Annotated in this window: 23 protein-coding genes and 2 pseudogenes; 10 read left to right on the top strand and 15 right to left on the bottom strand. The window is 68.7% G+C overall.

What is annotated here, in order from left to right; genetic code table 11:
• Positions 1–164: 164 nt before the first annotated feature.
• Together H8B08_RS16525 and H8B08_RS16520 are read left to right on the top strand one after the other, a co-directional pair.
• Positions 165–371 (top strand): hypothetical protein, encoded by a 207-nt coding sequence (locus H8B08_RS16525; RefSeq protein WP_187451292.1) that lies wholly within the window; start codon positions 165–167, stop codon positions 369–371.
• Positions 368–2,839, top strand: coding sequence for an AAA family ATPase (locus H8B08_RS16520; protein ID WP_187451291.1), 2,472 nt, complete (start codon positions 368–370; stop codon positions 2,837–2,839). The genes H8B08_RS16525 and H8B08_RS16520 overlap by 4 nt, the downstream gene beginning before the upstream one ends.
• 17 nt (positions 2,840–2,856) lie before the next feature.
• Here H8B08_RS16520 and H8B08_RS16515 read toward each other — a convergent pair whose 3' ends face one another.
• The 8 genes from H8B08_RS16515 to H8B08_RS16480 all read right to left on the bottom strand — a co-directional run bounded on the left by H8B08_RS16515 (position 2,857) and on the right by H8B08_RS16480 (position 9,519).
• A complete protein-coding gene (locus tag H8B08_RS16515) occupies positions 2,857–3,036 on the bottom strand; it encodes a hypothetical protein (protein WP_187451290.1) in 180 nt (59 codons plus the stop codon).
• 72 nt (positions 3,037–3,108) lie between these two features.
• On the bottom strand, positions 3,109–3,258 hold the full coding sequence (locus tag H8B08_RS16510) for a hypothetical protein (protein WP_187451289.1): 150 nt from the start codon (positions 3,256–3,258) through the stop codon (positions 3,109–3,111).
• 59 nt (positions 3,259–3,317) lie between these two features.
• Entirely contained in the window at positions 3,318–4,232 is a 915-nt protein-coding gene (locus H8B08_RS16505) for a ParB/RepB/Spo0J family partition protein (protein ID WP_187451288.1), read from the bottom strand.
• A 70-nt stretch (positions 4,233–4,302) separates the two neighbouring features.
• Complete coding sequence (locus H8B08_RS16500) at positions 4,303–5,136, bottom strand: AAA family ATPase (RefSeq protein WP_187451287.1); 834 nt, start codon at positions 5,134–5,136, stop codon at positions 4,303–4,305.
• On the bottom strand, positions 5,126–5,788 hold the full coding sequence (rsmG, locus tag H8B08_RS16495; protein WP_187451286.1) for a 16S rRNA (guanine(527)-N(7))-methyltransferase RsmG: 663 nt from the start codon (positions 5,786–5,788) through the stop codon (positions 5,126–5,128). Before rsmG ends, H8B08_RS16500 begins: the two co-directional genes overlap by 11 nt.
• Positions 5,757–7,631, bottom strand: a complete 1,875-nt coding sequence (gene mnmG, locus H8B08_RS16490; RefSeq protein ID WP_187451285.1) for a tRNA uridine-5-carboxymethylaminomethyl(34) synthesis enzyme MnmG — start codon at positions 7,629–7,631, stop codon at positions 5,757–5,759. The genes rsmG and mnmG overlap by 32 nt, the downstream gene beginning before the upstream one ends.
• A gap of 291 nt (positions 7,632–7,922) precedes the next feature.
• Positions 7,923–9,266, bottom strand: a complete 1,344-nt coding sequence (gene mnmE, locus H8B08_RS16485) for a tRNA uridine-5-carboxymethylaminomethyl(34) synthesis GTPase MnmE (protein ID WP_187451284.1) — start codon at positions 9,264–9,266, stop codon at positions 7,923–7,925.
• A 10-nt stretch (positions 9,267–9,276) separates the two neighbouring features.
• Complete coding sequence (locus tag H8B08_RS16480; RefSeq protein WP_187451283.1) at positions 9,277–9,519, bottom strand: DUF6489 family protein; 243 nt, start codon at positions 9,517–9,519, stop codon at positions 9,277–9,279.
• An 88-nt stretch (positions 9,520–9,607) separates the two neighbouring features.
• Between H8B08_RS16480 and H8B08_RS16475 the strand changes: the two genes are divergently transcribed.
• On the top strand, positions 9,608–10,309 hold the full coding sequence (locus H8B08_RS16475; protein ID WP_222934542.1) for a dienelactone hydrolase family protein: 702 nt from the start codon (positions 9,608–9,610) through the stop codon (positions 10,307–10,309).
• A 302-nt stretch (positions 10,310–10,611) separates the two neighbouring features.
• Here the strand turns inward: H8B08_RS16475 and rho are convergent.
• The 5 genes and pseudogenes from rho to hemE all read right to left on the bottom strand — a co-directional run.
• A pseudogene (gene rho / locus H8B08_RS16470) lies at positions 10,612–11,868 on the bottom strand (transcription termination factor Rho); the annotation flags it as partial.
• Positions 11,869–12,132: 264 nt separating this feature from the next.
• Positions 12,133–12,216: pseudogene (locus H8B08_RS19370) on the bottom strand (hypothetical protein); the annotation flags it as partial.
• Positions 12,217–12,229: 13 nt separating this feature from the next.
• Positions 12,230–12,676: a CopD family protein gene (locus tag H8B08_RS16465; protein ID WP_187451281.1), complete on the bottom strand. Its 447-nt coding sequence runs from the start codon at positions 12,674–12,676 to the stop codon at positions 12,230–12,232.
• Complete coding sequence (hemH, locus tag H8B08_RS16460; protein ID WP_187451280.1) at positions 12,673–13,719, bottom strand: ferrochelatase; 1,047 nt, start codon at positions 13,717–13,719, stop codon at positions 12,673–12,675. Before hemH ends, H8B08_RS16465 begins: the two co-directional genes overlap by 4 nt.
• On the bottom strand, positions 13,716–14,750 hold the full coding sequence (gene hemE / locus H8B08_RS16455) for a uroporphyrinogen decarboxylase (RefSeq protein ID WP_187451279.1): 1,035 nt from the start codon (positions 14,748–14,750) through the stop codon (positions 13,716–13,718). The genes hemH and hemE overlap by 4 nt, the downstream gene beginning before the upstream one ends.
• Positions 14,751–15,198: 448 nt before the next feature.
• Here hemE and H8B08_RS16450 point away from each other — a divergent pair, with 448 nt between their 5' ends.
• Genes H8B08_RS16450 through dnaQ form a run of 5 tightly spaced genes read left to right on the top strand, consistent with a single transcriptional unit; the run spans position 15,199 to position 18,843 of the window.
• Positions 15,199–16,056 (top strand): pyruvate, water dikinase regulatory protein, encoded by an 858-nt coding sequence (locus H8B08_RS16450; protein ID WP_187451278.1) that lies wholly within the window; start codon positions 15,199–15,201, stop codon positions 16,054–16,056.
• Positions 16,053–16,646, top strand: a complete 594-nt coding sequence (locus H8B08_RS16445; protein ID WP_187451277.1) for a Maf family protein — start codon at positions 16,053–16,055, stop codon at positions 16,644–16,646. The genes H8B08_RS16450 and H8B08_RS16445 overlap by 4 nt, the downstream gene beginning before the upstream one ends.
• Positions 16,643–17,476 (top strand): shikimate dehydrogenase, encoded by an 834-nt coding sequence (locus H8B08_RS16440; RefSeq protein WP_187451276.1) that lies wholly within the window; start codon positions 16,643–16,645, stop codon positions 17,474–17,476. The genes H8B08_RS16445 and H8B08_RS16440 overlap by 4 nt, the downstream gene beginning before the upstream one ends.
• On the top strand, positions 17,473–18,117 hold the full coding sequence (gene coaE, locus H8B08_RS16435; RefSeq protein WP_187451275.1) for a dephospho-CoA kinase: 645 nt from the start codon (positions 17,473–17,475) through the stop codon (positions 18,115–18,117). Before H8B08_RS16440 ends, coaE begins: the two co-directional genes overlap by 4 nt.
• 6 nt (positions 18,118–18,123) lie before the next feature.
• Positions 18,124–18,843 carry a DNA polymerase III subunit epsilon gene (gene dnaQ / locus H8B08_RS16430; RefSeq protein ID WP_187451274.1) on the top strand — a complete coding sequence of 240 codons (720 nt, stop codon included), beginning with the start codon at positions 18,124–18,126 and terminating at the stop codon, positions 18,841–18,843.
• Positions 18,844–18,862: 19 nt separating this feature from the next.
• Here dnaQ and H8B08_RS16425 read toward each other — a convergent pair whose 3' ends face one another.
• On the bottom strand, positions 18,863–19,195 hold the full coding sequence (locus tag H8B08_RS16425) for a hypothetical protein (RefSeq protein WP_187451273.1): 333 nt from the start codon (positions 19,193–19,195) through the stop codon (positions 18,863–18,865).
• Between the two features lie 171 nt (positions 19,196–19,366).
• Entirely contained in the window at positions 19,367–19,855 is a 489-nt protein-coding gene (gene secB / locus H8B08_RS16420) for a protein-export chaperone SecB (RefSeq protein WP_187451272.1), read from the bottom strand.
• A 172-nt stretch (positions 19,856–20,027) separates the two neighbouring features.
• Here secB and timA point away from each other — a divergent pair, with 172 nt between their 5' ends.
• Positions 20,028–20,645 carry a TIM44-related membrane protein TimA gene (timA, locus tag H8B08_RS16415; RefSeq protein WP_370545504.1) on the top strand — a complete coding sequence of 206 codons (618 nt, stop codon included), beginning with the start codon at positions 20,028–20,030 and terminating at the stop codon, positions 20,643–20,645.
• On the top strand, positions 20,642–21,679 hold the full coding sequence (locus tag H8B08_RS16410) for an MltA domain-containing protein (RefSeq protein ID WP_187451270.1): 1,038 nt from the start codon (positions 20,642–20,644) through the stop codon (positions 21,677–21,679). The genes timA and H8B08_RS16410 overlap by 4 nt, the downstream gene beginning before the upstream one ends.
• Positions 21,680–21,714: the final 35 nt, after the last annotated feature.

Here is a 21,714-nt window from a genome sequence, read left to right as displayed (position 1 = left end):
CCAGCCGGCTCGACGAGCCGCACCGGCGAGCCCCCTACGCCGGCGACTAGAGGAGAACGCCGTTAGGCGGGGGTGTCAATTGGGGGTCTTGGTGCGCGCTGTAACAGATGACGGGTGACATCGCCTGGTTGTACGGTCTGCCTCCACAGCTTGGGGCGACGTGCATGGATACCCTCAACGATGAGGACAACGGTCCCGTTGCGGGCGGCGGCTCACTTGTGGGCCGCGTACTTGCCGATTTTATCGATACGCTCGCTCAGGAAGCAGACCTTGCTGAGGTTGCGGCCCGCTTGCGCGATGCGCTGATCGATAATGAGGAACGATCAGAAGCGGCTATCCGGTCGGCGCTGTTTGAAAGCGATACCCCGTGATCCACATTCAGCGTTTGACAATTCATGAGTTCCGAGGCGTCCGGCGCCTTCAGCTGGATCTGAAGGGTAAGAATTTCGCCGTCTGTGGTCCCAACGGGACCGGCAAAAGTGGAATCGTCGACGCCCTAGAGTTTGTTCTGACCGGGACAATCTCGCGCCTGACCGGTCAAGGACGAGGCGACTTGTCAATAAAGGACCATGCGCCTCACGTAGACAGCCGGTTCTCGCCGGACAAAGCGTACGTCGAAGCGGTGGTGTCGACACCTGCGAACAAGAAGACATTTACAATTCGTAGGACTGTTAAGAGCCCGAAAACATTAAGTGTCATCCCTGATACAAAGGAAGCGAGAGCGCTCTTCAAGAGCGTCGAAGAGCATCCCGAAATTGCACTCTCTCGTCGCGAGATTATCCGCTACGTGCTCGCGGAGCCTGGGAAGCGATCGAAGGACGTCCAAGCCTTATTAAAGCTGGATCAGCTTGAAGACCTGCGGACGAAGTTCCAGCGTATTGCGAATGCGGAACAAACTTCGTCGGCAAACGCAGATCGCGTGAAAGAAGCCTCGAAGAACGCCCTTCTTCGCGCGCTCGGACTAGCGACACTGTCTTCGACGGAAGTTCTTACGGTAGTGAACCACTTTCGAGCGGTCCTCGGCCTTGAACCGCTTACCGTGCTGAGCGCTGAAGTCTCTCTGAAAGATGGACTGGCTAGCGCTCCTGAAGGCGAAGCGGGCCACAGGCTCGTGAAGGCGGCTGCAAAAGCTGACGTCGAGGCTGCTAGGTCTGTAGCAAAACGGCTAGGGGCCGAGGAATTTGTCGCCAAGGTAGCAGCGGCCAGTCAAGCGGTGACGGGACTCCAAGCTGACGCCAGCCTGCTCGACGCGGTTGTGCGCGACGATTTTTTGCGAACCGCGCTTGACTTGTATGATGGCGAAGCTTGTCCGGCTTGCGAGACCCCGAAAGCTCCAGAGGTCTTTGCCGCTATTATTGAGGCTAAACGAGCCAAGCTAGCTGAGGTCCACCGTCTCAGAACGGCTGCAGAGACCCTGATTGCTCCGCTAATTGAGGCCCTGGAAGCGGAGACACAGGCTTTACGAACGGTATTTCCCCTTACCAAGCGCCTGTTGGACGACGCAGCGCTGAAGGCGCTCACCAATCGCGGCGCTGGCCTTAAGGCCCTGAGCGACCAGCTCGCAGCGTTCGTTCCGCTCGACGCGACGCTTGCTGCACTGGAGGCCATTCTTCGAGACGACGGCCTCAACGAGGTATTTGACCGACTGGACCACGCAATCGCCGTCTTACCCGAGCCCTCAGAACAGGAGGCCGCCCGCGACTTCCTAACAGTTGCGGACCTGCGCTTCGAAGCGTTGCGGTCCGACAACGCCGCTGCGCGATCGGCTGCTGCGCGCGCGCAGCGGGCGCGAAAGGTGCTCGATGTATACGCAGAAGCGTCGAGGCTCGCTCTTGAGAAGGTCTACCAAGACGTAGAGGGACATTTTGCCGAACTGTATCGGCACATAAACGCTGACGACGAAAGCACATTTGAAGCCAAGCTTATGCCCTCGATGGGGAAACTTGGCTTCAATGTCGACTTTTACACGCGAGGTTTCTTTCCGCCGGGTGCTTATCACAGCGAAGGCCACCAGGACAGCATGGGGCTATGTCTCTACCTAGCCCTCATGCGGCATTTACTCGGCGATGCCTTCACGTTCGCGGTCCTGGACGACGTGCTCATGTCTGTCGACGCCGGACATCGCCGGGAAGTTTCCAGAATGCTGAAAGCGGAGTTTCCGAACACACAGTTCGTACTGACGACGCACGATAAGACGTGGCTGAAGCATATGGGGACGGCCGGACTCGTTGAACCGAAGCAGGCGGTCCATTTCCGGAAATGGACGGTCGACGAGGGCCCTTCTGCATGGACAGGGGGAGACATCTGGGCCGAAATCCGTGAGTACGCGACGTTGGACGATGTCCGCGGCGCTGCGGCCTTGTTGCGCCACTACCTTGAGCATCTAGCGGGTGAGTACTGCCAGTCGCTACGGGTGCGCGTCGAATACCGCGCGGACGGACGCCACGACCTAGGCGACCTTTTGGCACCGGCTATTGGGCAAATGAAAAAGCTGCTTCTGGAGTCGCTAGCAGCTGCAGAGAGCTGGGGGGATACGGTACGTGCGGATGCTATTCGCCAACGCACAGCTGCACTTACAGAAGCTGCGGCGGCTACTTCGATCGAACAGTGGCAGGTAAACCCAGCTATTCACTTTAACGCGTGGTCCAATTTCCACAAAAACGACTTCCTCCCTCTCGTCGATTCCTTCGAAGCGCTTGTTCGGGAGTTCACCTGCCAGCTCTGCGGCGACCTACTCGAAGTGAGCCCCCACCGAGGCAGCAAGGAGCACATGCTCTGCCTGTGCGGTGGCAGCACATTCTCCTTCAAGAAAAAGACCAAAGAAAAAACAGCGGGATAGCGGGCCCTCGGGCCCCCTCACGGCCCCCCGGCCACCGCGCCGACCACGGCCATGGCGAGCTCCTCCAGGTCGACGTCGCCGCTGATCACGAGGTGGCCTTCGGGGCGTTTTTCGACCTTCAGGCGGGCGTCGGGCAGTTCGGCCTGGCGGGTGAGGTCGTAGAGGATCGCGTCGCGAACCTTGTCTTCCATGTCCATGGGCCGCTCCTCTGGCGCGGGACGCGCGTCAGAAGAAACGGCGCAGGGGCGGGGAGGTTCGCGGGCGCGGCCTCAGCCGAACACCATCCAGGCGACGGCGGCCAGCATGAGCAGGCCCAGCGCCACGATCACCCAGATCATCATGGGCGGCGGGAGCGGCCGGGGCTGGCCGGACTTGTCGACCGGGCCGGCGCGCTTGATGGCGTCGCGTTCGGGCTTCACCAGACGGGTCTCCGACGGCTTTCGCCGTCAGGAAAACGGGCCGCGGGCCGGGAGGTTCTTTACGCGCCGCCGCCGCGCATCAGCCGGCGGCACAGGTCGTCCAGCTGCTCCAGCGTGGTGTAGCGGATCTTCAGCTCGCCCTTGCCGTTGCGGTCGTCCAGCACGACGTCGAGGCCCAGCGCGTCGGCCAGGTCGCTCTCGAGGGCTGCGGTGTCGGCGCTCTTGGCGGCCGGGTTGGAGCCCGGGCGGGGTTCGCGGCGGGGGCGCTCGGCGGCTTCGCGCGACAGGGCCTCGGCCTGGCGGACGGAGAGGCCGTCCTGGATGACGCGTTCGGCCAGCGCGGCCGGGTCCGGGGCGGTGGCGATGGCGCGGGCGTGGCCAGCCGAGAGCCGGCCGGCCAGCACGTGGTCGCGCACGGCCTCGGGCAGGGCCAGCAGGCGCATGGTGTTGGCGACGTGGCTGCGGCTCTTGCCGACCACCTGGGCGACGGCGTCCTGGGTGCGGCCGAACCGCTCCATCAGGGCCTTGTAGGACAGCGCCTCTTCCATCGGGTTGAGGTCGGCGCGCTGGACGTTCTCGACGATGCCGATCTCCAGCACCTCGAGGTCGTCGAGGTCGCGCACGATGACCGGCACGGTCTTCAGCCCGGCTTTGTAAGAGGCGCGCCAGCGCCGCTCGCCGGCGACGATCTGGTATTCGCCGGGCGTGGCCGGGGAGGGGCGCACCAGGATCGGCTGCAGCACGCCCTTTTCGCGGATCGAGGCGCCCAGCTCTTCCAGCTCGGCCTCGGTGAAGATCTTGCGCGGCTGGTCCGGATTGGGGTGCAGCAGCTCGATCGGGAACTCGCTGGTCGAGCCCGGGCGGGCCGGAGCGGCGGCCTGGGCGGCCTCGTCGGCGGTCATGACGGCTTCGGCGGCCTGCTCGCCCAGCAGGGCCGACAGGCCGCGGCCCAGGCCTCGTTGACGTTCCGACATGGCGTACTCCGGTGGTCTTCTTGGTCTCAGAGCGCGGCTGGCGCTCAAACGTAATCAGGCGGCGGCCAACTCAGGCGGCCGATTGGGCGGCGGCGGCGCGGCGCTTGCGCTCGCGCGTGACCACCTCCTTGGCCAGCTTCAGGTAGGCCTGCGAGCCGGCGCACTTCAGGTCGTAGATCAGGGCCGGCTTGCCGAAGGACGGCGCCTCCGAGACCCGCACGTTCCGCGGTATGACCGAGTCATACACCTTGTCCCCGAAGTGGGCCCGGACGTCGGCTGCGACCTGGGCGGACAGGGAGTTGCGGCGGTCATACATGGTCAGCACCACGCCCTGGATCTCCAGGCGCGGATTGAGGCTGCCGCGGACCAGTTCGACCGTGCGCATCAGCTGGGAGAGGCCTTCCAGGGCGAAAAACTCGCACTGCAGCGGCACCAGCACCGCGTCGGCGGCGGTCATGGCGTTGACAGTCAACAGGTTGAGCGACGGCGGGCAATCAATCAACACATAGGTAAAACCCGGGTGTGACCGGTCTTCCCGGACCTGCTCCAGGGCGTCGCGCAGGCGGAAGCTGCGGCGGTCGGCCTGGCTGAGCTCGATCTCGATGCCCGACAGGTCGGCGTCCGACGGGATGATCGACAGGCCCGGCACCGAGGTCTCGATCGCGGTCTCGGCGATCGGGGCGCCGTCGACCACCACGTCGTAGATGGTGGTGCGCCGGGCGGTCTTGGGCACGCCCAGGCCCGTCGAGGCGTTGCCCTGCGGGTCCATGTCGACGATGAGCACGCGCTCGCCGACCGCGGCCAGGGCGGTGCCGAGGTTGATGGCGGTCGTGGTCTTGCCGACGCCGCCCTTCTGGTTGGAGACGGACAGGACGCGCGGCGCGGCGCGGGTCTCATTTCGCACGGGACAGTCTCCGGATGCGGACCACGCGGCCGCGTGGATCGCTGAGGGAGGAAAGGAGCTCGTCGTCGAAGCTCCACGATTTCCTGGCTTCGTTCAATTCGGCGGCCACGTTTTCCCCCTTCAAAAACAGGCCCTGGGCGCCGTTTCGGAAGTAGGGAAGGGCGAAGCCGAGCAGCTTGGCCATCGGGGCCATGGCCCGGGCGGTGACCACGTCGGCCTTGAGATTCAAGGCTTCGGCGCGGGCGCAGTGCACCGTGGCCGGAAGGCCCAGGGCCTCCACCACCTCGTCGAGGAAGCGGCAGCGCTTGGCCAAACTGTCCACAAGATGCACGCGCGCGCCGGGCTCGCCCTTGAGCAGGATGGCCAGCACCACGCCGGGGAAGCCCGCGCCGGCCCCGAGATCGGCCCACACGCGCGCGTCGGGGGCCAGGGCCAGCAGCTGAGCGGAGTCCAGCGCGTGGCGGGACCAGAAGTGCGCGACGGTGGCCGGGCCGACCAGGTTCATCACCTCGTTCTTCTCGGTCACCATCATGCGAAAGCGGTCGAGATCGGCCAGGCGCGCGGGCGTCGCACGTGGCCCCACGGCCCGCGCGAAGTCTTCCAGGGTGAGGGGCGCCGGCTCAGGCCGCGGCGTCGCCGGACTTGCGGTCATGCTTGCGGACGTGAGCGAGAAGGGCGGTCAGGGCGCCGGGCGTGACGCCCTCGATGCGCGCGGCCTGGCCGAGGGTGAGGGGACGCACGGCGTGGAGCTTCTCGCGGCACTCGTGCGAGAGGCCGCCGACGGCGCGGTAGTCGAGGTCGGCCGGCAGGCGCAGCTCTTCTTCCTTGCGGAAGGCTTCGGCGTCGGCGGCCTGGCGGTCGAGATAGCCGGCGTAGGCGGCGTCGATCTCCACCTGCTCGGCCACCTCGCGCGACCAGCCCGAAATCTCCGGCCAGACGGCCGCGAAGCGCTCAAGCGAGGCGCCGGGATAGGCGAGCAGCTGAAGCAAGCTGCGACGCTGGCCGTCGGCGTTGACGTTGAGGCCGACGCCGGCGGCTTCCTTGGGCGTCAACATCCAGGTCCGGGCCTGCTGGCGGGCCTCGATCAGCGCTTTCGCCTTCTGGGCATAGGCTTGCGCGCGCGCCGACTTGACCACGCCGAGCTCGACGCCGCGGGCGGTCAACCGTTGATCAGCGTTGTCGGCGCGCAGGCTCAGCCGGAACTCGGCCCGGCTGGTGAACATGCGGTATGGCTCGGTCACACCACGTGTGACCAGGTCGTCGATCATCACCCCGAGATAGGCCTCGTCGCGGGCGAAGGTGGCGGGCTCGGAGCCGGCGGCGGCGAGGGCCGCGTTCATGCCGGCGACCAGGCCTTGCGCCCCGGCCTCCTCGTAGCCGGTCGTGCCATTGATCTGGCCGGCCAGGTACAGGCCCGGCAGGCGCTTGACCTGCAGGGTCGGGTCCAGTTCGCGCGGGTCGACGTAGTCGTATTCGATGGCGTAGCCGTAGCGGCGCACCTGGACCTGTTCGAGGCCCGGGATGGTGCGCAGGAAGGCGTCCTGGGTCTCGGCCGAGACCGAGGTGGAGATGCCGTTCGGATAGACGGTGTCGTCGTCCAGGCCCTCGGGCTCCAGGAAGATCTGGTGCGAGGTCTTGTCGGCGAAGCGCACCACCTTGTCCTCGATCGAGGGGCAGTAGCGCGGGCCGCGGCCCGACAGCTTGCCGCCGTAGACGGCGCTCTCGCCCAGGCGCTCGGCGATGATCCGGTGCGTCTCTTCGGTGGTGTAGGTGATGCCGCAGGCGATCTGCGGCACGCGGATGGCGTCGGTCAGGAAGGAGAAGGGCACCGGCTCGGCGTCGGCGTCCTGCATCTCCAGCCGGTCCCAGGCGATGGTCGAGCCGATCAGGCGCGCCGGCGTGCCGGTCTTGAGCCGGCCCATCTGCAGGCCCAGGGCATAGAGCCGGTCGGACAGGCCGATCGACGGCTGGTCGCCCACGCGGCCGGCCGCGATGCGCTCTTCGCCGCGGTGGATGACGCCCTTCAGGAAGGTGCCCGTGGTCAGCACGACCCGAGGGGCGCGGTAGACGTCGCCCGCGGCGCCCACGGCGCCGGCCACCACGCCGCCCTCGACCAGCAGGTCCTCCACCGCCTCGGCGCGGACCTCCAGGCCGGGATAGTCGAGGATCTCGGCCTGCATGGCCTCGCGATAGAGCCGGCGGTCGATCTGGGCGCGCGGGCCGCGCACGGCCGGGCCCTTGGAACGGTTCAGCAGGCGGAACTGGATGCCGGAGACGTCGGCCAGCCGGCCCATCAGGCCGTCCAGGGCGTCGATCTCGCGCACCAGGTGGCCCTTGCCGAGGCCCCCGATGGCCGGGTTGCACGACATCTCGCCCAGGGTCTCGATCTTGTGGGTCAGCAGCAGGGTGCGCGCGCCCGTGCGCGCCGCCGCCGCGGCCGCCTCGCAGCCGGCGTGGCCGCCGCCGATCACGATCACATCCCAGGACGACGCCAACTCACGCTCCGGACGAAAACGCCCCCGACGGGCGGGGGCGGGCTTCAGGCTCTCTTGGGTCTCTATATAGCAAGGCGGCGCGGGTCCGGCCACCCGCGGGGGTGGTTAAGAGGGACGCAGCGGGGCTGTTTCACGTGAAACACGGCCGTGAGAGAGGCGAAATCCTCGCCCTTCGACAGGCTCAGGGTGAGGATTTCGGGTGAGCCGCGCAGTAGCCCTCATCCTGAGCCTGTCGAAGGACGAGGGCGGCTCTCTCCTCCCTGTGAAGCGCAGCTGAACGGGGGAGGGGCCTCACTTGCCGATGCAGAAGCTGGCGAACACCACGTCGAGCACGTCTTCCGCGTCGACCCGGCCGGCGACGCGGGCGAGCGCTCGGGCGGCGAGGCGCACGTCCTCAGCGGCCAGCTCCGGCCCGAGGCCCAGCGCCAGGCGCGCGCGGTCCAGATGGGTGCGTGCCTCGGTCAGGCGCGCGCGGTGGCGTTCACGGGTGACGGCCGGGAAATCGGCCCCCGACAAGGCGTCGGCGACGCGGGCGGCCAGCGCGGCCTCGAGCGCGTCCAGGCCCTCGCCGGTGTCGGCGCTCACGTGCAACAGCTCCGCCCCGCGCTCGGCGATCGCCGCGAGCACGCCCGGATCCGGCACGCCGCCGAGGTCGGCCTTGGACAGCAGGGCCAGGTCGCCGTCGCGGATCAGCTCGGCGCCCTCGCGCCACAGCTCGCCCGGGGCGGCCGGGTCGATCACCCACAAACGAAGCGCCGCGGTATCGGCCCAGGCCCGGGCCCGGCGTACACCCTCGAACTCGACCAGGTCCTCGGTCGCGCGCACGCCGGCGGTGTCGGCGAGCAGGGTCTTGAAGCCGGCCAGGTCGAAGCCGGCCTCCAGCACGTCGCGCGTGGTGCCGGCGATGGGGGTGACGATGGCCGCTTCGCGCCGGACCAACCGATTGAAAAGGCTGGATTTACCGGCATTCGGCGCGCCGATCAGGGCGATGCGGTAGCCGTCGCGCACGCGCTCGCCGCGGGCGGCGTCGGCCAGGGCGGCGTCGAGCTCGCGGATCAGAGCGTCGATGCGGGGGACGGTGCGCGAGGCGAGGCCGCCGGGCAGGTCCTCGTCCGGGAAGTCGATCTCGGCCTCGAGCAGGGCCAGGGTTTCCACGATGGACAGCCGCCACGCCTCGTAGCGCCGGCCCAAGGCCCCGTCGAGCTGGTCGAGCGCCTGGCGGCGCTGGGCCTCGGTCTCGGCGTCGACCAGGTCGGCGACGGCCTCGGCCTGGGTCAGGTCCAGCTTGCCGTTCTGGAAGGCGCGCCGGGTGAACTCGCCAGCCTCGGCCGGACGCACGCCCAGCGTCCCCAGCACGTGCGACACCGCCTCGACCACGGCGCGCCCACCGTGCAGGTGCAGCTCGGCGGAATCTTCCCCGGTGTAGCTGCCCGGCCCCGGGAACCAGAGCACCAGGGCGTCGTCGAGGCGCGCGCCGTCGGGGCCTCGAAGCGTGCGCAGCGAAGCGCGGCGCGGGGCGGGCAGGGCGCCGGCCAGCACCTTCAGGGCGCGATCGGTGGCCGGGCCGGACAGGCGCACGACGGCGACCGCCGCCCGACCCGGGGCGGTGGCGAGGGCGAAAACGGTGTCGGTCACTGGTGGTCGGTCACAGCTTGTCGGTGGAGCCCGTGGCGGCGGCGGTCATCATCCTGCGGAACTGCTCCTGCGCCTGCAGGCCGTAGCTGGTCCAGGTCTTCATCAGCTCCTCGGGCTGCAGCCGGTGCATGTTCTCGTCCATGCGGCGCTGCATCTCGGCCACCAGGTACTCGTTTAGCGGAGCCACGTCCGGCAGGCCCAGGAAGGCCCGGGCCTCCTCGGGCGAGCAGTCGATCTCGATCTTGACTTTCATCCGTCCCGCCTCGTCCATTACCGACCCGTGTTCGGGCGCTCTCCCGCCCGACGCCGATCCTCCCCAGCATACGCCGAAAGGACGACGCATGGCCGCCGACCGCATGACCCTGACCACGCCCGACGGATCCTTCTCCGCCTACGTGGCCCGCCCGGACGGGCAGGGGCCCTGGCCCGCCGTGGTGGTGATCCAGGAAATCTTCGGCGTCAACGCCGTCATGCGCGGGGTGTGCGAGCGCCTCGCCTCGCAGGGCTATCTGGCCGTCTGTCCGGACCTGTTCTGGCGGATCGAGCCCGGGATCGACATCACCGACCACTCCGAAGCGGAGTGGAAGAAGGCCTTCGCCCTCTACAACGCCTTCGACGTCGACAAGGGCGTGGAGGACATCGCCGCGACCATCGCCCAGGTTCGCGCCCTGCCGGACTGCAACGGGAAGGTGGGCGCGGTCGGCTACTGCCTGGGCGGCCTGCTCGCCTTCCTGACCGCGGCGCGCACCGACAGCGACGCCACGGTCGCCTACTACGGCGTGGGGATCGAGAACCACCTGGGGGAGGCCGAGAAGCTGGCCCATCCGCTGCTGATGCACATCGCTGAGGAAGACGGCTTCGTCCCCAAGGACGCCCAGGCGCGGATCATCGGCGCGCTCAAGAACCATCCCTGCGTGACCATCTTCAGCTATCCCGGCCGCGACCACGCCTTCACCCGCACCGGCGGCCAGAACTTCCACGCCGAGGACGCGGCGGTCGCCAACGGCCGGACCGCGGACTTCTTGGCCAAGCACCTGAAGTGAGTAGCGCCCGGTCCGACCGTCGGTGTTTCACGTGAAACAGTGACGCTGCGATCGATCCACCGAATTGTCCCCAGTCTGTTGAAAACTCGGGCTTTGCGGCGGGATTTGGGTGGGTAGGGCCGGTATGACTGGACGGAGCGGCCCCGCCCTCGTCCTTCGACAGGCTCAGGATGAGGGCTAGTGCGGACCGAATAGACCGCCTCACCCTGGGCTCGTTGCAGGGCGAGGCGTTCGGCCCGGCAAACGAAAAAAGGCGGTCCCCGCGAAGGAGCCGCCTTTTCTGTTTCCGCCTGGCCCGTCGGTCAGGTGTTCATCGACTGGAAGAACTCGCCGTTGTTCTTCGTCTGCCGCAGCTTGTCGAGCAAGAACTCGATGGCGTCCTGCGGACCCATCGGGTTGAGGATCCGGCGCAGGACGTAGGTCTTCTGCAGCTGGTCGCGCGGGGTGATGAGCTCTTCCTTGCGGGTGCCGGACTTGAGCACGTCGATCGCCGGGAAGATGCGCTTGTCGGCGACCTTGCGGTCCAGGACGATTTCCGAGTTACCGGTGCCCTTGAACTCTTCGAAGATCACTTCGTCCATGCGCGAGCCGGTGTCGATCAGCGCGGTGGCGATGATGGTCAGCGAGCCGCCTTGTTCGACGTTGCGCGCGGCGCCGAAGAAGCGCTTCGGGCGCTGCAGGGCGTTGGCGTCGACGCCGCCGGTCAGCACCTTGCCGGAGGAGGGGACGGTCGTGTTGTAGGCGCGGCCCAGGCGCGTGACCGAGTCCAGCAGGATGATCACGTCGCGCTTGTGCTCGACCAGGCGCTTGGCCTTCTCGATGACCATCTCGGCCACCTGCACGTGACGGGTCGCCGGCTCGTCGAAGGTCGAGGAGATCACCTCGCCCTTCACCGTGCGCTGCATGTCGGTGACTTCTTCCGGGCGCTCGTCGATCAGCAGGACGATCAGATAGGCCTCGGGGTGGTTGGTCTCGATCGACTTGGCGATGTTCTGCAGCATCACCGTCTTGCCGACCCGCGGCGGCGCCACGATGAGGCAGCGCTGGCCCTTGCCCAGCGGCGAGACGATGTCGATCACCCGGCCCGACCGGTCTTTCAGGGTCGGGTCCTGGATTTCCATGTTCAGCCGCTCGTCCGGATAGAGCGGGGTCAGGTTGTCGAAGTGGACCTTGTGGCGGACGTGCTCGGGGTCCTCGAAGTTGATCGCGTCGACCTTGACCAGGGCGAAGTAGCGTTCGCCCTCGCGCGGGCTGCGGACCACGCCGTCGACCGTGTCGCCGGTGCGCAGGCCGAAGCGGCGGATCTGCGAGGGGCTGACATAGATGTCGTCCGGGCCCGGCAGGTAGTTGGCTTCCGGGCTGCGCAGGAAGCCGAAGCCGTCCTGCAGCACTTCCAGAACGCCCGAGCCCGAGATCTCCGCGCCTTCGTCGGCGAGGGTCTTCAGGATCGAGAACATCATGTCCTGCTTGCGCATGGAGCTGGCGTTCTCGATGTCGAGCGCTTCAGCGAAGGCGAGCAGGTCGGTGGGGGATTTCTCCTTCAGCTCCTGCAGCGACATGCGCTGCGGCGTCTGGAGGGCGGCGGACTCCACCTCGGAGTCGAGGACGGATTCGTCGGTCATGGGGTCACTCGGGCCTTGGGTAGCCGGGCGCCGGGCCCAGCCGGTAGAACGAACGCCTTGCGGCGCGGGAGGGGAGAGGTCGACCTGGTCGAACGCGCGACACGGGTCTGAAGAGGAGGGCAGCGCAGGACGGGCCTACGCCTCAGCATCAGCGAAACCACGCAGCGCGGTCTGCGTCAAGCGGGCCTTTGGGCGGGGCCGAAATCCTCGTCCTTCGACACGCTCAGGATGAGGATTTCTACCGGACCCGCATTAGCCCTCACCCTGAGCCTGTCGAAGGGCGAGGGCGTGTCTGCCGTCAGCGCCCGAACTCGAGCGTCACGGCCAGCACCATCACGATCGCCGCCAGGAACGGCAGCTCGTTGACCATGCGCCAGTACTTTTCCGACTTGGTGTTCTCGCCGGCGGCGAAGCGCTTGCGGGCCTTGGCCAGATAGTGGTGCCAGCCGGTCAGGAACAGCACGCCGGCGAACTTGGTGATCAGCCAGGGCGCGTGCCAGAGCGACGGATCGCCGCTGATGCGGATCCAGGCCAGCGACAGGCCGAAGATCCAGGCCGCGATCATGGCCGGGTTCATGATGATCTTGAGAAGCTTGGCTTCCATGGTCTGGAAGGTCAGATCCATCTCCGAGCCGGGCGTGGCGCGGGTGTGATAGGCGAACAGCCGCGGCAGGTAGAGCAGGCCGGCCATCCAGGCGATCACAGCCAGGATGTGCAGGGCTCTGAGCAGATCGTACCAATTCATGCGGCCTTCTCCCCCGCCGGACATTTGCACAATTGCGACCCGCACCAGCGTCCGCCGGCCGCGGTCTGCGCGCCCTCGCTCAGGCAGAGCGCCGACAGCGTCACGTGCGACAGCGCCTCGATGAAGGGCGCCGCGACGCCCAGCGCTGGCGCGCGCAGATAGACGTCGACGCCAGCCGTGCGGGCCAGCTCGGCGTATTCATGGTCAAGCTCGACCAGGGTCTCGACGTGTTCGGAAACGAAGGCGATGGGGCTGATCAGCACGCCGACGCCGTCGCGCGCGGCCTGGCCGATGGCTTCGACCGTGGACGGCCCGATCCACTTCAGCGGCCCGACTCGGCTCTGGTAGCAGACCTGCCAGTCCCACGATCCGCCCAGCCGCTCGGCCACGGCCGCGGCCGTTCGCTCGACCTGGGCCTGGTAGGGATCGCCGGCGGCGATGACCTTCTCCGGCAGGCCGTGGGCCGAGAACAGCAGGCGCACCGGTTCAGGCCGGCCGGCCGTCTCCCAGGTCGCCTGGATCAGCTCGGCGTGGGCCTCGACCAGGCCGGCGGCGTCGGGATAGCAGCAGACCGTCCGCACCCGGCCGGCCCCGCGATAGGCGGCGGTCCAGGCCTTCAGCGACGAAGCTGTCGTGGTCGTGGAGAACTGCGGATAGAGCGGCAGCAGCACCACCTCGTCCGGATCGAAGGCCTCGACCGCGCGGGCGGCCTCTTCGGTGAACGGCTTCCAGTAGCGCATGGCGATGAAGGCGCGGACCTCGTCGCGGGGGAGGGCGGCCCCGAGCGACGCTTCTAGTGCACGGGCCTGAGCCTCGGTCTCGGGAAGCAGAGGCGAGCGCCCGCCCATGATGGCGTAGTTGGCCTGGGCCGCCTGCTCGCGCCGGCTGGCGATCAACCTGGCCAGCGGCGTGCGGACGAAGCCGGGCAGGGCGATGATCGCCGGGTCGTTGAACAGATTGAACAGGAACGGTCGGACGGCCTCGGGCCCGTCAGGGCCGCCGAGGTTGAACAGGACGACGGCGATGCGTCGCCCGCCGCTCATCGCGAGCCCGCTCCGGTGATCCGCTTCAGTACCTGTTCCACGTGGGGGATCGGGGTGTCGGGCAGGATGCCGTGGCCGAGGTTGAAGACGTAGGGGCCCTTACCCCAGGCTTCGATCAGCTCTTCGACCCGGGCGTCCAGCTCAGGACCGCCGGCGCGCAGCAGCAGGGGATCCAGCGCGCCCTGGATGGCGACCTTGGCCTGCACGCGCTTGCCGACCTCGAGCGGGCAGGCGGTATCCAGAGCGACGGCCTGAACCGGCACGGCGGCGGCGTACTTTTCGGCCGAGGCGGCCGCGCCCCGCGGGAAGCCGATCAGCGGCGTCTCCACGCCCAGTTCGCGCAGCCGGGCGACCAGCTTGGCGTGCGGCCTGATCACCAGCCGCTCGAAAAGCTGATCCGGCAGACCTTCCGCCCAGCTCTCGAAGATCTTCAGCGCCTGGGCGCCGGAGCGGGCCTGCATGGCCAGGTAGTGGGCGCTGGCCTCGACCAGCACGTCGAGCAAGGCGTCGACCTGCTCCGGGCGCTCATAGGCGAACCGGCGGGCCGAGGCGCGGTCCTCGCGGCCTTCGCCGTCCAGCATGTAGGTCGCCACGGTCCAGGGAGCCCCGCAGAAGCCGATCAGGGCCCGTTCCGGCTCCAGGGCCTCGCGCACCCGCGCAAGCGTCTCTCCGACCACCGCAAGCGCCGCGCCGGCGTCGGCCGTACGTTCCCGCATGCTCTCGATCGAGGGCAGGGCGCCCAGGCGCGGACCCTCGCCGGTTTCGAAGCGCACGTCCTGGCCGAGGGCCTTCGGGATCAGCAGGATGTCGGCGAACACGATGGAGGCGTCGAACGGATAGCGACGCATCGGCTGCAGCGTGGCTTCCGCGGCCATCTCCGGGTTCAGGCAGAACGACACGAAGTCCGGGGCCTTCGCCCGCAGAGCCCGATATTCGGGCAGGTGGCGGCCGGCCTGGCGCATGAACCAGACGGGCGGACGTTGGGTCGTCTCGCCGGAGAGAACCCGAAGGAGGAGGGGGGCTTGGCTCATCGCAGGCCCTTAAACCCCCGAAGGCTTCACGGCTCAAGCCTCCCTCTCTTCTCCTTCATAAGAAAAGAATCTTGAAGATTGAAAGAAGAGGTTGGGCGGGGGGTCGTGGGGAAAACCTCGGCTGTCCCGAAGCCTTCCGACCATCGAACGGGAGTCATTCACGGCGCGCGCATGTCACCGCGGCGCCCTGTGGACTCTGGGGACAATTAACGTTTCGTTAGGAATTGGAAGGGGTCGGGCCCTTGTCGACCCTTGGCACGGCCTGGGGGTCGTTTACGAAGACTTAACCATGTCCACAGGCTGGCCGTGGATGATCGGCGGTCGCTAAGAAGGGGTGGAGGATTCCGTCCCCTGGCGCCCGCTTTCCACCACGGCGCCTTGGCGCCCGCCTCGCGGTCGGGTTTTCTCCACAGCGCTCCACAGACGAAGGCCGAAAGGTCCTCAGCACTTGCCCACAGTTTCAGCGCAGAAATTCGCGACCTACTTCCACGTCCATCTCGTCTCGGACTCCACGGGCGAGACGCTGAACGCGATGGCGAAGGCGGTGATCGCCCGGTTCGACGGGGTGATCCCGATTGAGCACATCTACGCCCTGGTGCGGTCGCGCAAGCAGCTGGACCGCGTCCTGCAGGAGATCGAGGCCGCCCCCGGCGTGGTGCTGCACACCATCGTCGACAAGGAACTGCGCATGGCGCTGGAGCACGGCTGCCGCGAGATGGAGATGCCGACCATCGCGGCGCTGGATCCGCTGGTGGCCGCCCTGTCGCGCTATCTGGGGGCGTCGCTGTCCAGCCGGGTCGGGGCCCAGCACGCGCTGGACCACGAGTACTTCAACCGCATGAAGGCGCTGGACTACGCCATCAGCCACGACGACGGTCAGTCGGCCGCCGAGCTGGAGGAGGCCGACGTGGTCCTGGTCGGCGTCAGCCGCACCTCCAAGACGCCGACCAGCATCTACCTGGCCCATCGCGGCATCCGCGCCGCCAACGTGCCGCTGGTCCCCGGGGCTGAGCCGCCGGCGGTGCTGTTCCAGCTGAAGCGGCCGCTGATCGTCGGCCTGACCGTCTCGCCCGACCGGCTGGTGCAGATCCGCAAGAACCGCCTGCTCAGCCTGAACGAGGGCCGCGAGAGCGCCTATGTCGACATGGAGGCGGTGCGCGAGGAGACCGTGCGCGCCCGGCGCATGTTCGAACGCTATGGCTGGCCGGTGATCGACGTCAGCCGTCGCTCGGTGGAAGAAACCGCCGCGGCGGTGCTGAACCTGCTGACCGCCCAGCGCACCGGCAAGGTGGGGCTGCTGGCGTGACCGAGTTGATCCTGGCGTCGAAGAGCGCCGCCCGCATCGCCCTCCTCACGGGCGCGGGCCTGAGTTTCGAGACCACCGGCGCCGGCGTCGACGAGGACGCCTTTAAAGTCGAAGCCCTGGCGAGAGGGGAGGGGCCCAAGGAGGTCGCCGTCGGCCTGTCGGCGCTGAAGGCGCTGGCGGTGTCGGAGCGGCGGTCCGGTCTCGTGATCGGCGCCGACCAGACGCTCGACCTCGGCGGCGTCACCGTCGACAAGGCCGAAAGCGTCGAGGAGGCCCGTGCTCGCCTGAAGGACATGCGCGGTCGGGTCCATCACCTGCACTCCGGCGTCGCCGTGGCGGAGGAGGGGAGGGTGGTCTGGTCGACGGTGGAGACCGCGACCCTGTCCGTGCGCGACTTCTCCGACGCTTGGCTGGACGGTTACCTGGCCCGCCAGGGCCAGACCATCCTGTCCTCGGTCGGCTGCTACCAGCTGGAAGGGGAGGGCGTGCAACTGTTCGACCGGATCGAGGGCGACTACTTCACCATCCTGGGCCTGCCGATGGTTGCGTTGCTGGGCTTCCTGCGCGAACGCGGACTGGTGCAGGCATGAGCGTGCGTGCGACGGGGGCGGCCCGGGTCGCCGGCGTGGTCGGGCGGCCGATCGCCCACTCTTTGAGCCCGGTGATCCACGGCGCCTGGATCGAGGCCGCGGGCCTGGACGCGCTGTATGCGCCCTTCTCGCCCCAGGACGAGCCGGCCTTCGAACGGCTGGTGCGGGGCTTCCGTGGCGGCGTGGTCGCGGGGCTCAACGTCACCGCCCCGTTCAAGGAGCGGGCCCTGGCCCTGTCCGACGAAGCGGACCCGGTCGCCATCCGGGCCGGCTCGGCCAATCTGCTGCTGTTCCATGAGGACGGCCACGTCGAGGCGCGCAGCACCGACGGCTTCGGCATGATCGCCGCCTTCGCCGAACAGGCGCCCGAGGTCGACCTGACGGCCCGGCCGGCCGTGGTGCTGGGGGCCGGCGGCGCGGCCAAGGCGGCGGTCGCGGCCCTGCTCGACGCCGGCAGCCCGGAAGTGCGGGTGGTCAACCGCACCATCGCTCGGGCCGAGGAACTGGTATTCGCCTTCGGGGAGCGCACACGCGCCTTCGCCCTGGCCGACGCCGAACGGGCGCTGGACTATGCTGGCGTGCTGGTCAACGCCGCGGCGGCCGGACCGGTGCTGGCCCTGGACCACCTGCCCGAGGGCGCGGCGGTGATGGACATGACCTACCGGCCGCTGAAGACCGCCCTGCTCCAGGCCGCGGAAGCCCGCGGCCTGCCCACGGTCGACGGCCTGTCGATGTTGATCAACCAGGCGAAGCCGTCGTTCGAAGCCTTGTTCGGCCAGGCCCCGCCGGACATCGACGTGCGCGCCGTGGCGCTGGAGGCGCTCAAGTGATCGTGCTGGGCCTGACCGGCTCGATCGGCATGGGCAAGTCGACGACCGCGGCCATGTTCCGCGACGCCGGCGCGCCGGTATGGGACGCCGACGCCACGGTCCACAGGCTCTACGCCCCCGGCGGCGCCGCGGTCGCGCCGGTCGAGGCGGCCTTCCCGGGCGTGGTGAAGGACGGCGGAGTGGACCGCCCCGCCCTCTCCGCCCGTCTGCGCGCGGAGCCCGAGGGCTTTCGCCGGCTGGAGGCGATCGTCCACCCGCTGGTTCAGGCCGACCGCCACGCGTTTCTCACGCAGGCTGAGGCTGCGGAAGAGCCGGTCGTGGTGCTCGATATTCCCCTGCTGTTCGAAACCGGCGCCGCCGACCTGGTCGACGCCGTGGTGGTTGTCACCGCTCCGGACTACGTCCAGCGTCGGCGCGTGCTGGCCCGGCCGGACATGGACGAAGCCAAATTCGCCGCCCTGCTCGAGCGCCAGACCCCTGACGCGCACAAGGTGGCCCGCGCGGATTTCGTGATCGACACGTCATTCGGGCTAGATCACGCCCGCCACGCGGTCGACGAGGTCCTGGACACCGTGGGCGCGCCAGGATGGACCCCGCGGCGACGCGGCGCTCTTCACGGCAAGGGCGAAGCGCTTCAGTAAGAGGCCATGGCCCGCGAGATCGTCCTCGACACCGAAACCACCGGCATCGACCCGAAGGCGGGCCACCGTCTGCTGGAAATCGCCTGCGTCGAGATCGTCGACCTGCTGCCGACCGGCAAGTCGCTGCACCGCTACTGCAACCCGGAGCGCGAGATCGAGGCCGAGGCCGAGCGGGTCCACGGCATCTCCAACGCCTTCGTGGCCGACAAGCCGAAGTTCATCGAGATCTGCGACGAGTTCCTGGAATTCGTCGGCGACTCCCCGATCGTCGCTCACAATGCGGGCTTCGACCGCGGCTTCGTGAACATGGAGCTGGAGCGCATCGGCCGCCGTGTGATCCCGGCGCCGGGCTGGATCGACACCCTGCAGCTCGCCCAGAAGCGATTTCCGGGCATGCCCAACTCGCTCGACGCGCTGTGCCGTCGCTTCAAGATCTCGCTGGCCGAGCGTGAGAAGCACGGCGCCTTGATCGACGCCCAACTGCTGGCGGCGGTCTATCTGGAGCTGAAGGGCGGCAAGGAGCGCGGCCTGGACCTGACCCCGGTCGGCGTGGCGGCGGCGATCACCACGGTGAAGTCCGGCGGCTACGGCCCCCGCCCCCGCCCGCTGACCTCGCGCGTCACTGACGACGAACGGGCGGCCCATGCGGCTTTCGTCAGCGCCGTGCTGAAGGACAAGGCGATCTGGGCCCAGTTCGCCAAGAGCGACGAGAGCGAGCCGGCGTAAGCCGCCGGCCCTGCGCCCCTTACCGCCCCGGGATCGGCAGGACCGGCATCACCTCGACCCCGTCGCCGGGGAAGATGGTGAAATGGGGATGGCCCTCGAACAGGCGCGCCGCCGCCTCGTGGTCGTCGGCCTCAAGCACGACAAAGCCCGTCAGGTTGTTCTGGATGTCGGCGATCCCGGCCGAGGAGACCTTCTTGGTCTTGCCCAGCGGCCCGCCGGTTTCGACGATGCGGTCGGCGTTCTGGGCCATCCACGCGCCCCAGGCCTGGATGCCTTTGGCGATGGTGGAGTCGTCGAGATCGGGGCGACCCGCGCCCGGCTTGCCGGTGAAGACCGCCATAAACTTCGCCATCGTGTCCCTCTCCTCTGGTTGCGCGCCGGCGTCCCCGGCGACCTGGCGTAGGACGATCCAACCGCCCGCGTGCCGACAAGGGCCCCGGCGGAAATAAAAACAGCCCCGGCCGTGACGACCGGGGCTGCTGAAATCTCAGGTTTCGGGCCGGACCCGAGGCGGACGCGTGGATTACGCGTTGCCGGCGGCGCCGACGCCGCCTTCCTGGGCCTTGCGCGCGGCGTAGACCGCGGCGAAGTCCAGCGGCTCCAGCAGGAACGGCGGATAGAAGCCGCCGTCGGCGGTGCAGGCGGCGATGATCTGGCGCGCGAACGGGAACAGGTAGCGCGGGCACTCGATCAGCAGCAGCGGCTCGAGGGTCTCGTCGGTGACGTTGGCCACCTGGAACACGCCGCCGTAGACCAGCTCGACCTGGAACAGGGCGCCGTCGTTGGACGAGGCCTTCACCGACAGGCGCAGGTCGACTTCGAACAGGCCGTCGGCCCGGCCGCGGGCGTTCATCTCGACGCCCATGTCGATTTCCGGCTTGCCCTCCATGCGGAGCGATTCCGGCGCGCGGGGGTTTTCGAACGACAGGTCGCGGACGAACTGGGTCAGGACCCGCATCTGCGGGCCGGTCTGCAGTTCGCTCCCGGCGTTCGGCGCGGTCACGTCGGTCATGGACGTTCTCTCCCCCGAAGGCCTCGAGCGGCCTTCCTACAAGCAAGCCGCGCTGCTAACACGCGGGACGATATGGCGCAACGCGAGCCGTAAGGCCCGGGGTCGGGCCTGCCGCCTGCGTCCAGGCCGCCTATATGGGTGGCTGGCCCGACGTGACCAAACGGAGGGGCGAGTGCCCGGACAAATCGTACAGATCGTAATCTTCGCCGTGATCGCCGCGGTGGTGTTGTTCCAGCTTTACAACGTGCTGGGCCGCCGCGTGGGCCGTCAGCCGGAAGAGGCGGTCGCCGAACCCGGACGCTCGGCGCGCAAGCCCGCGCCGGAACGGATCGAACCCTCGCCGACCGACGCCACGGTGCCCGGCCTCCCGGCCCTGAAGGCCCGCGACGGCGGCTTCGACACCGGCAAATTCCTGGACGGCGCGCGCATCGCCTACGAGCGGATCGTGCGCGCCTTCGCCGCTGGCGACCGCGAGGCGCTGCGTCCGCTGCTGACGCCGGCGGTCTACGCCAGCTTCGACGCGGCCATCGCCGCCCGCGAGGCCGAAGGCCGCTCCGAACAGACCGAGTTCCTGCACGCCCCCCGCGCCGACCTGGACCAGGCCGAGCTGGACGGCGACACCGCCCGCGTGCGGGTGCGCTTCCTGGCCGAACTGCGGACCCGTTCGAAGGGCCCGGAGGGCGAGGCGGTGGATGACCGGCGTACGGCGGAGCTGTGGAGCTTCGAGCGCCTGGTCGGCGGGTCGGATCCGAACTGGACCCTGGCCCGGGTAGAGGCGGCCCAGGCGTGAGTTTCGCGGGAAGGCTGGGGGCGTTCGCAGGGCTTTCGCTGCTGGCGGCCTGCGCCACCGCGCCGACCGGCGGACCCGTTCCCAACTATCCGCCGGCCCAGGCCACGCGTCCCATGGGGCTGGCCGGCTGGGCCCAGGAAGACCATCTCGCGGCGCTGAAGGCCTACCAGGCCGGCTGCGGCGCCGACCGGACCGAGCCCGGCAAGCGGACCTGCGCCGCCGCCCGCGCCATGCGCGCCGCCGATCCCCAGACCGCGCGACATTTCTTCGAGACCCGGTTCGTCGCCTCGCCGGTCGAGGGCACGGGCCTGCTGACCGCCTATTTCGCGCCGGAGTATCCGGCGAAGGCCCAGCCCGACGCGGAATTCTCGGCCCCCGTGCGCGGCCGCCCGGCCGACCTGGTCAAGGGCCAGGCCTATCTGGAGCGGTCCGCCATCGAAGCCAGCCCGCCGAACGGAGCGCTCGCCTGGATGCGCCCGGAGGACCTGTTCTTCCTGCAGATCCAGGGCTCGGGCTATCTGACCTTCCCGGACGGCCGCCGCCAGCGGGCCGGCTACGCCGCCGACAACGGCCGCCAGTTCGTCGGCGTGGCCAGGGTCATGGTCGAGCGCGGCCTGCTGGCTCCCAACCAGACCTCCGGCGACGTCATCCGCGACTGGCTGGCCGCCAACCGCGGCCCTAGCGCCCAGGGCGTGATGAACGCCAACCCGCGCTATGTCTTCTTCAACCTGCTGCCCGACGACCACGGCGATCCGCCGGGCGCGGCGGGCGTGCCCCTGCCGGCCGGCCGGTCGATCGCGGTGGACCCCGGCAAGCACAGCTATGGCGAGCTGTTCTGGATCGACGCCGACAACCCGACCCTGCAGGGCGCGGCGCGCGACTATCGCCGCCTGGTGGTGGCGCTGGACACCGGCGGGGCGATCCGGGGCCCGGTCCGCGCCGACCTCTACATGGGCCGCGGCGCCGCCGCCGGGGCCGAGGCCGGCCGGGTGAAGCACCCTCTGCGCATGTGGCGGCTGACTCCGGTCGGTTGATTTCGTCCGCAGACCCCTGTTCTTTGAAGCGCCGC

Source organism: Caulobacter sp. 17J80-11 (genome assembly GCF_014349105.1).
Classification (GTDB): Bacteria; Pseudomonadota; Alphaproteobacteria; order Caulobacterales; family Caulobacteraceae; genus 17J80-11.
The sequence above is the reverse complement of the archived record's forward strand: the minus strand, read 5'-3'. Positions and strand labels throughout refer to the sequence as shown.

Excerpts from the sequence above, each read along its gene's own strand:
- hemH (WP_187451280.1), bottom strand. The coding sequence starts at position 13,719 with ATGAGCGGCGGGCGACGCATCGCCGTCGTCCTGTTCAACCTCGGCGGC.
- hemE (WP_187451279.1), bottom strand. The coding sequence starts at position 14,750 with ATGAGCCAAGCCCCCCTCCTCCTTCGGGTTCTCTCCGGCGAGACGACC.
- H8B08_RS16475 (WP_222934542.1), top strand. The coding sequence starts at position 9,608 with ATGGCCGCCGACCGCATGACCCTGACCACGCCCGACGGATCCTTCTCC.
- H8B08_RS16465 (WP_187451281.1), bottom strand. The coding sequence starts at position 12,676 with ATGAATTGGTACGATCTGCTCAGAGCCCTGCACATCCTGGCTGTGATC.
- H8B08_RS16515 (WP_187451290.1), bottom strand. The coding sequence starts at position 3,036 with ATGGACATGGAAGACAAGGTTCGCGACGCGATCCTCTACGACCTCACC.
- rsmG (WP_187451286.1), bottom strand. The coding sequence starts at position 5,788 with ATGACCGCAAGTCCGGCGACGCCGCGGCCTGAGCCGGCGCCCCTCACC.
- secB (WP_187451272.1), bottom strand. The coding sequence starts at position 19,855 with ATGACCGACGTGACCGCGCCGAACGCCGGGAGCGAACTGCAGACCGGC.
- H8B08_RS16425 (WP_187451273.1), bottom strand. The coding sequence starts at position 19,195 with ATGGCGAAGTTTATGGCGGTCTTCACCGGCAAGCCGGGCGCGGGTCGC.
- H8B08_RS16505 (WP_187451288.1), bottom strand. The coding sequence starts at position 4,232 with ATGTCGGAACGTCAACGAGGCCTGGGCCGCGGCCTGTCGGCCCTGCTG.
- H8B08_RS16480 (WP_187451283.1), bottom strand. The coding sequence starts at position 9,519 with ATGAAAGTCAAGATCGAGATCGACTGCTCGCCCGAGGAGGCCCGGGCC.
- dnaQ (WP_187451274.1), top strand. The coding sequence starts at position 18,124 with ATGGCCCGCGAGATCGTCCTCGACACCGAAACCACCGGCATCGACCCG.
- H8B08_RS16525 (WP_187451292.1), top strand. The coding sequence starts at position 165 with ATGGATACCCTCAACGATGAGGACAACGGTCCCGTTGCGGGCGGCGGC.
- H8B08_RS16440 (WP_187451276.1), top strand. The coding sequence starts at position 16,643 with ATGAGCGTGCGTGCGACGGGGGCGGCCCGGGTCGCCGGCGTGGTCGGG.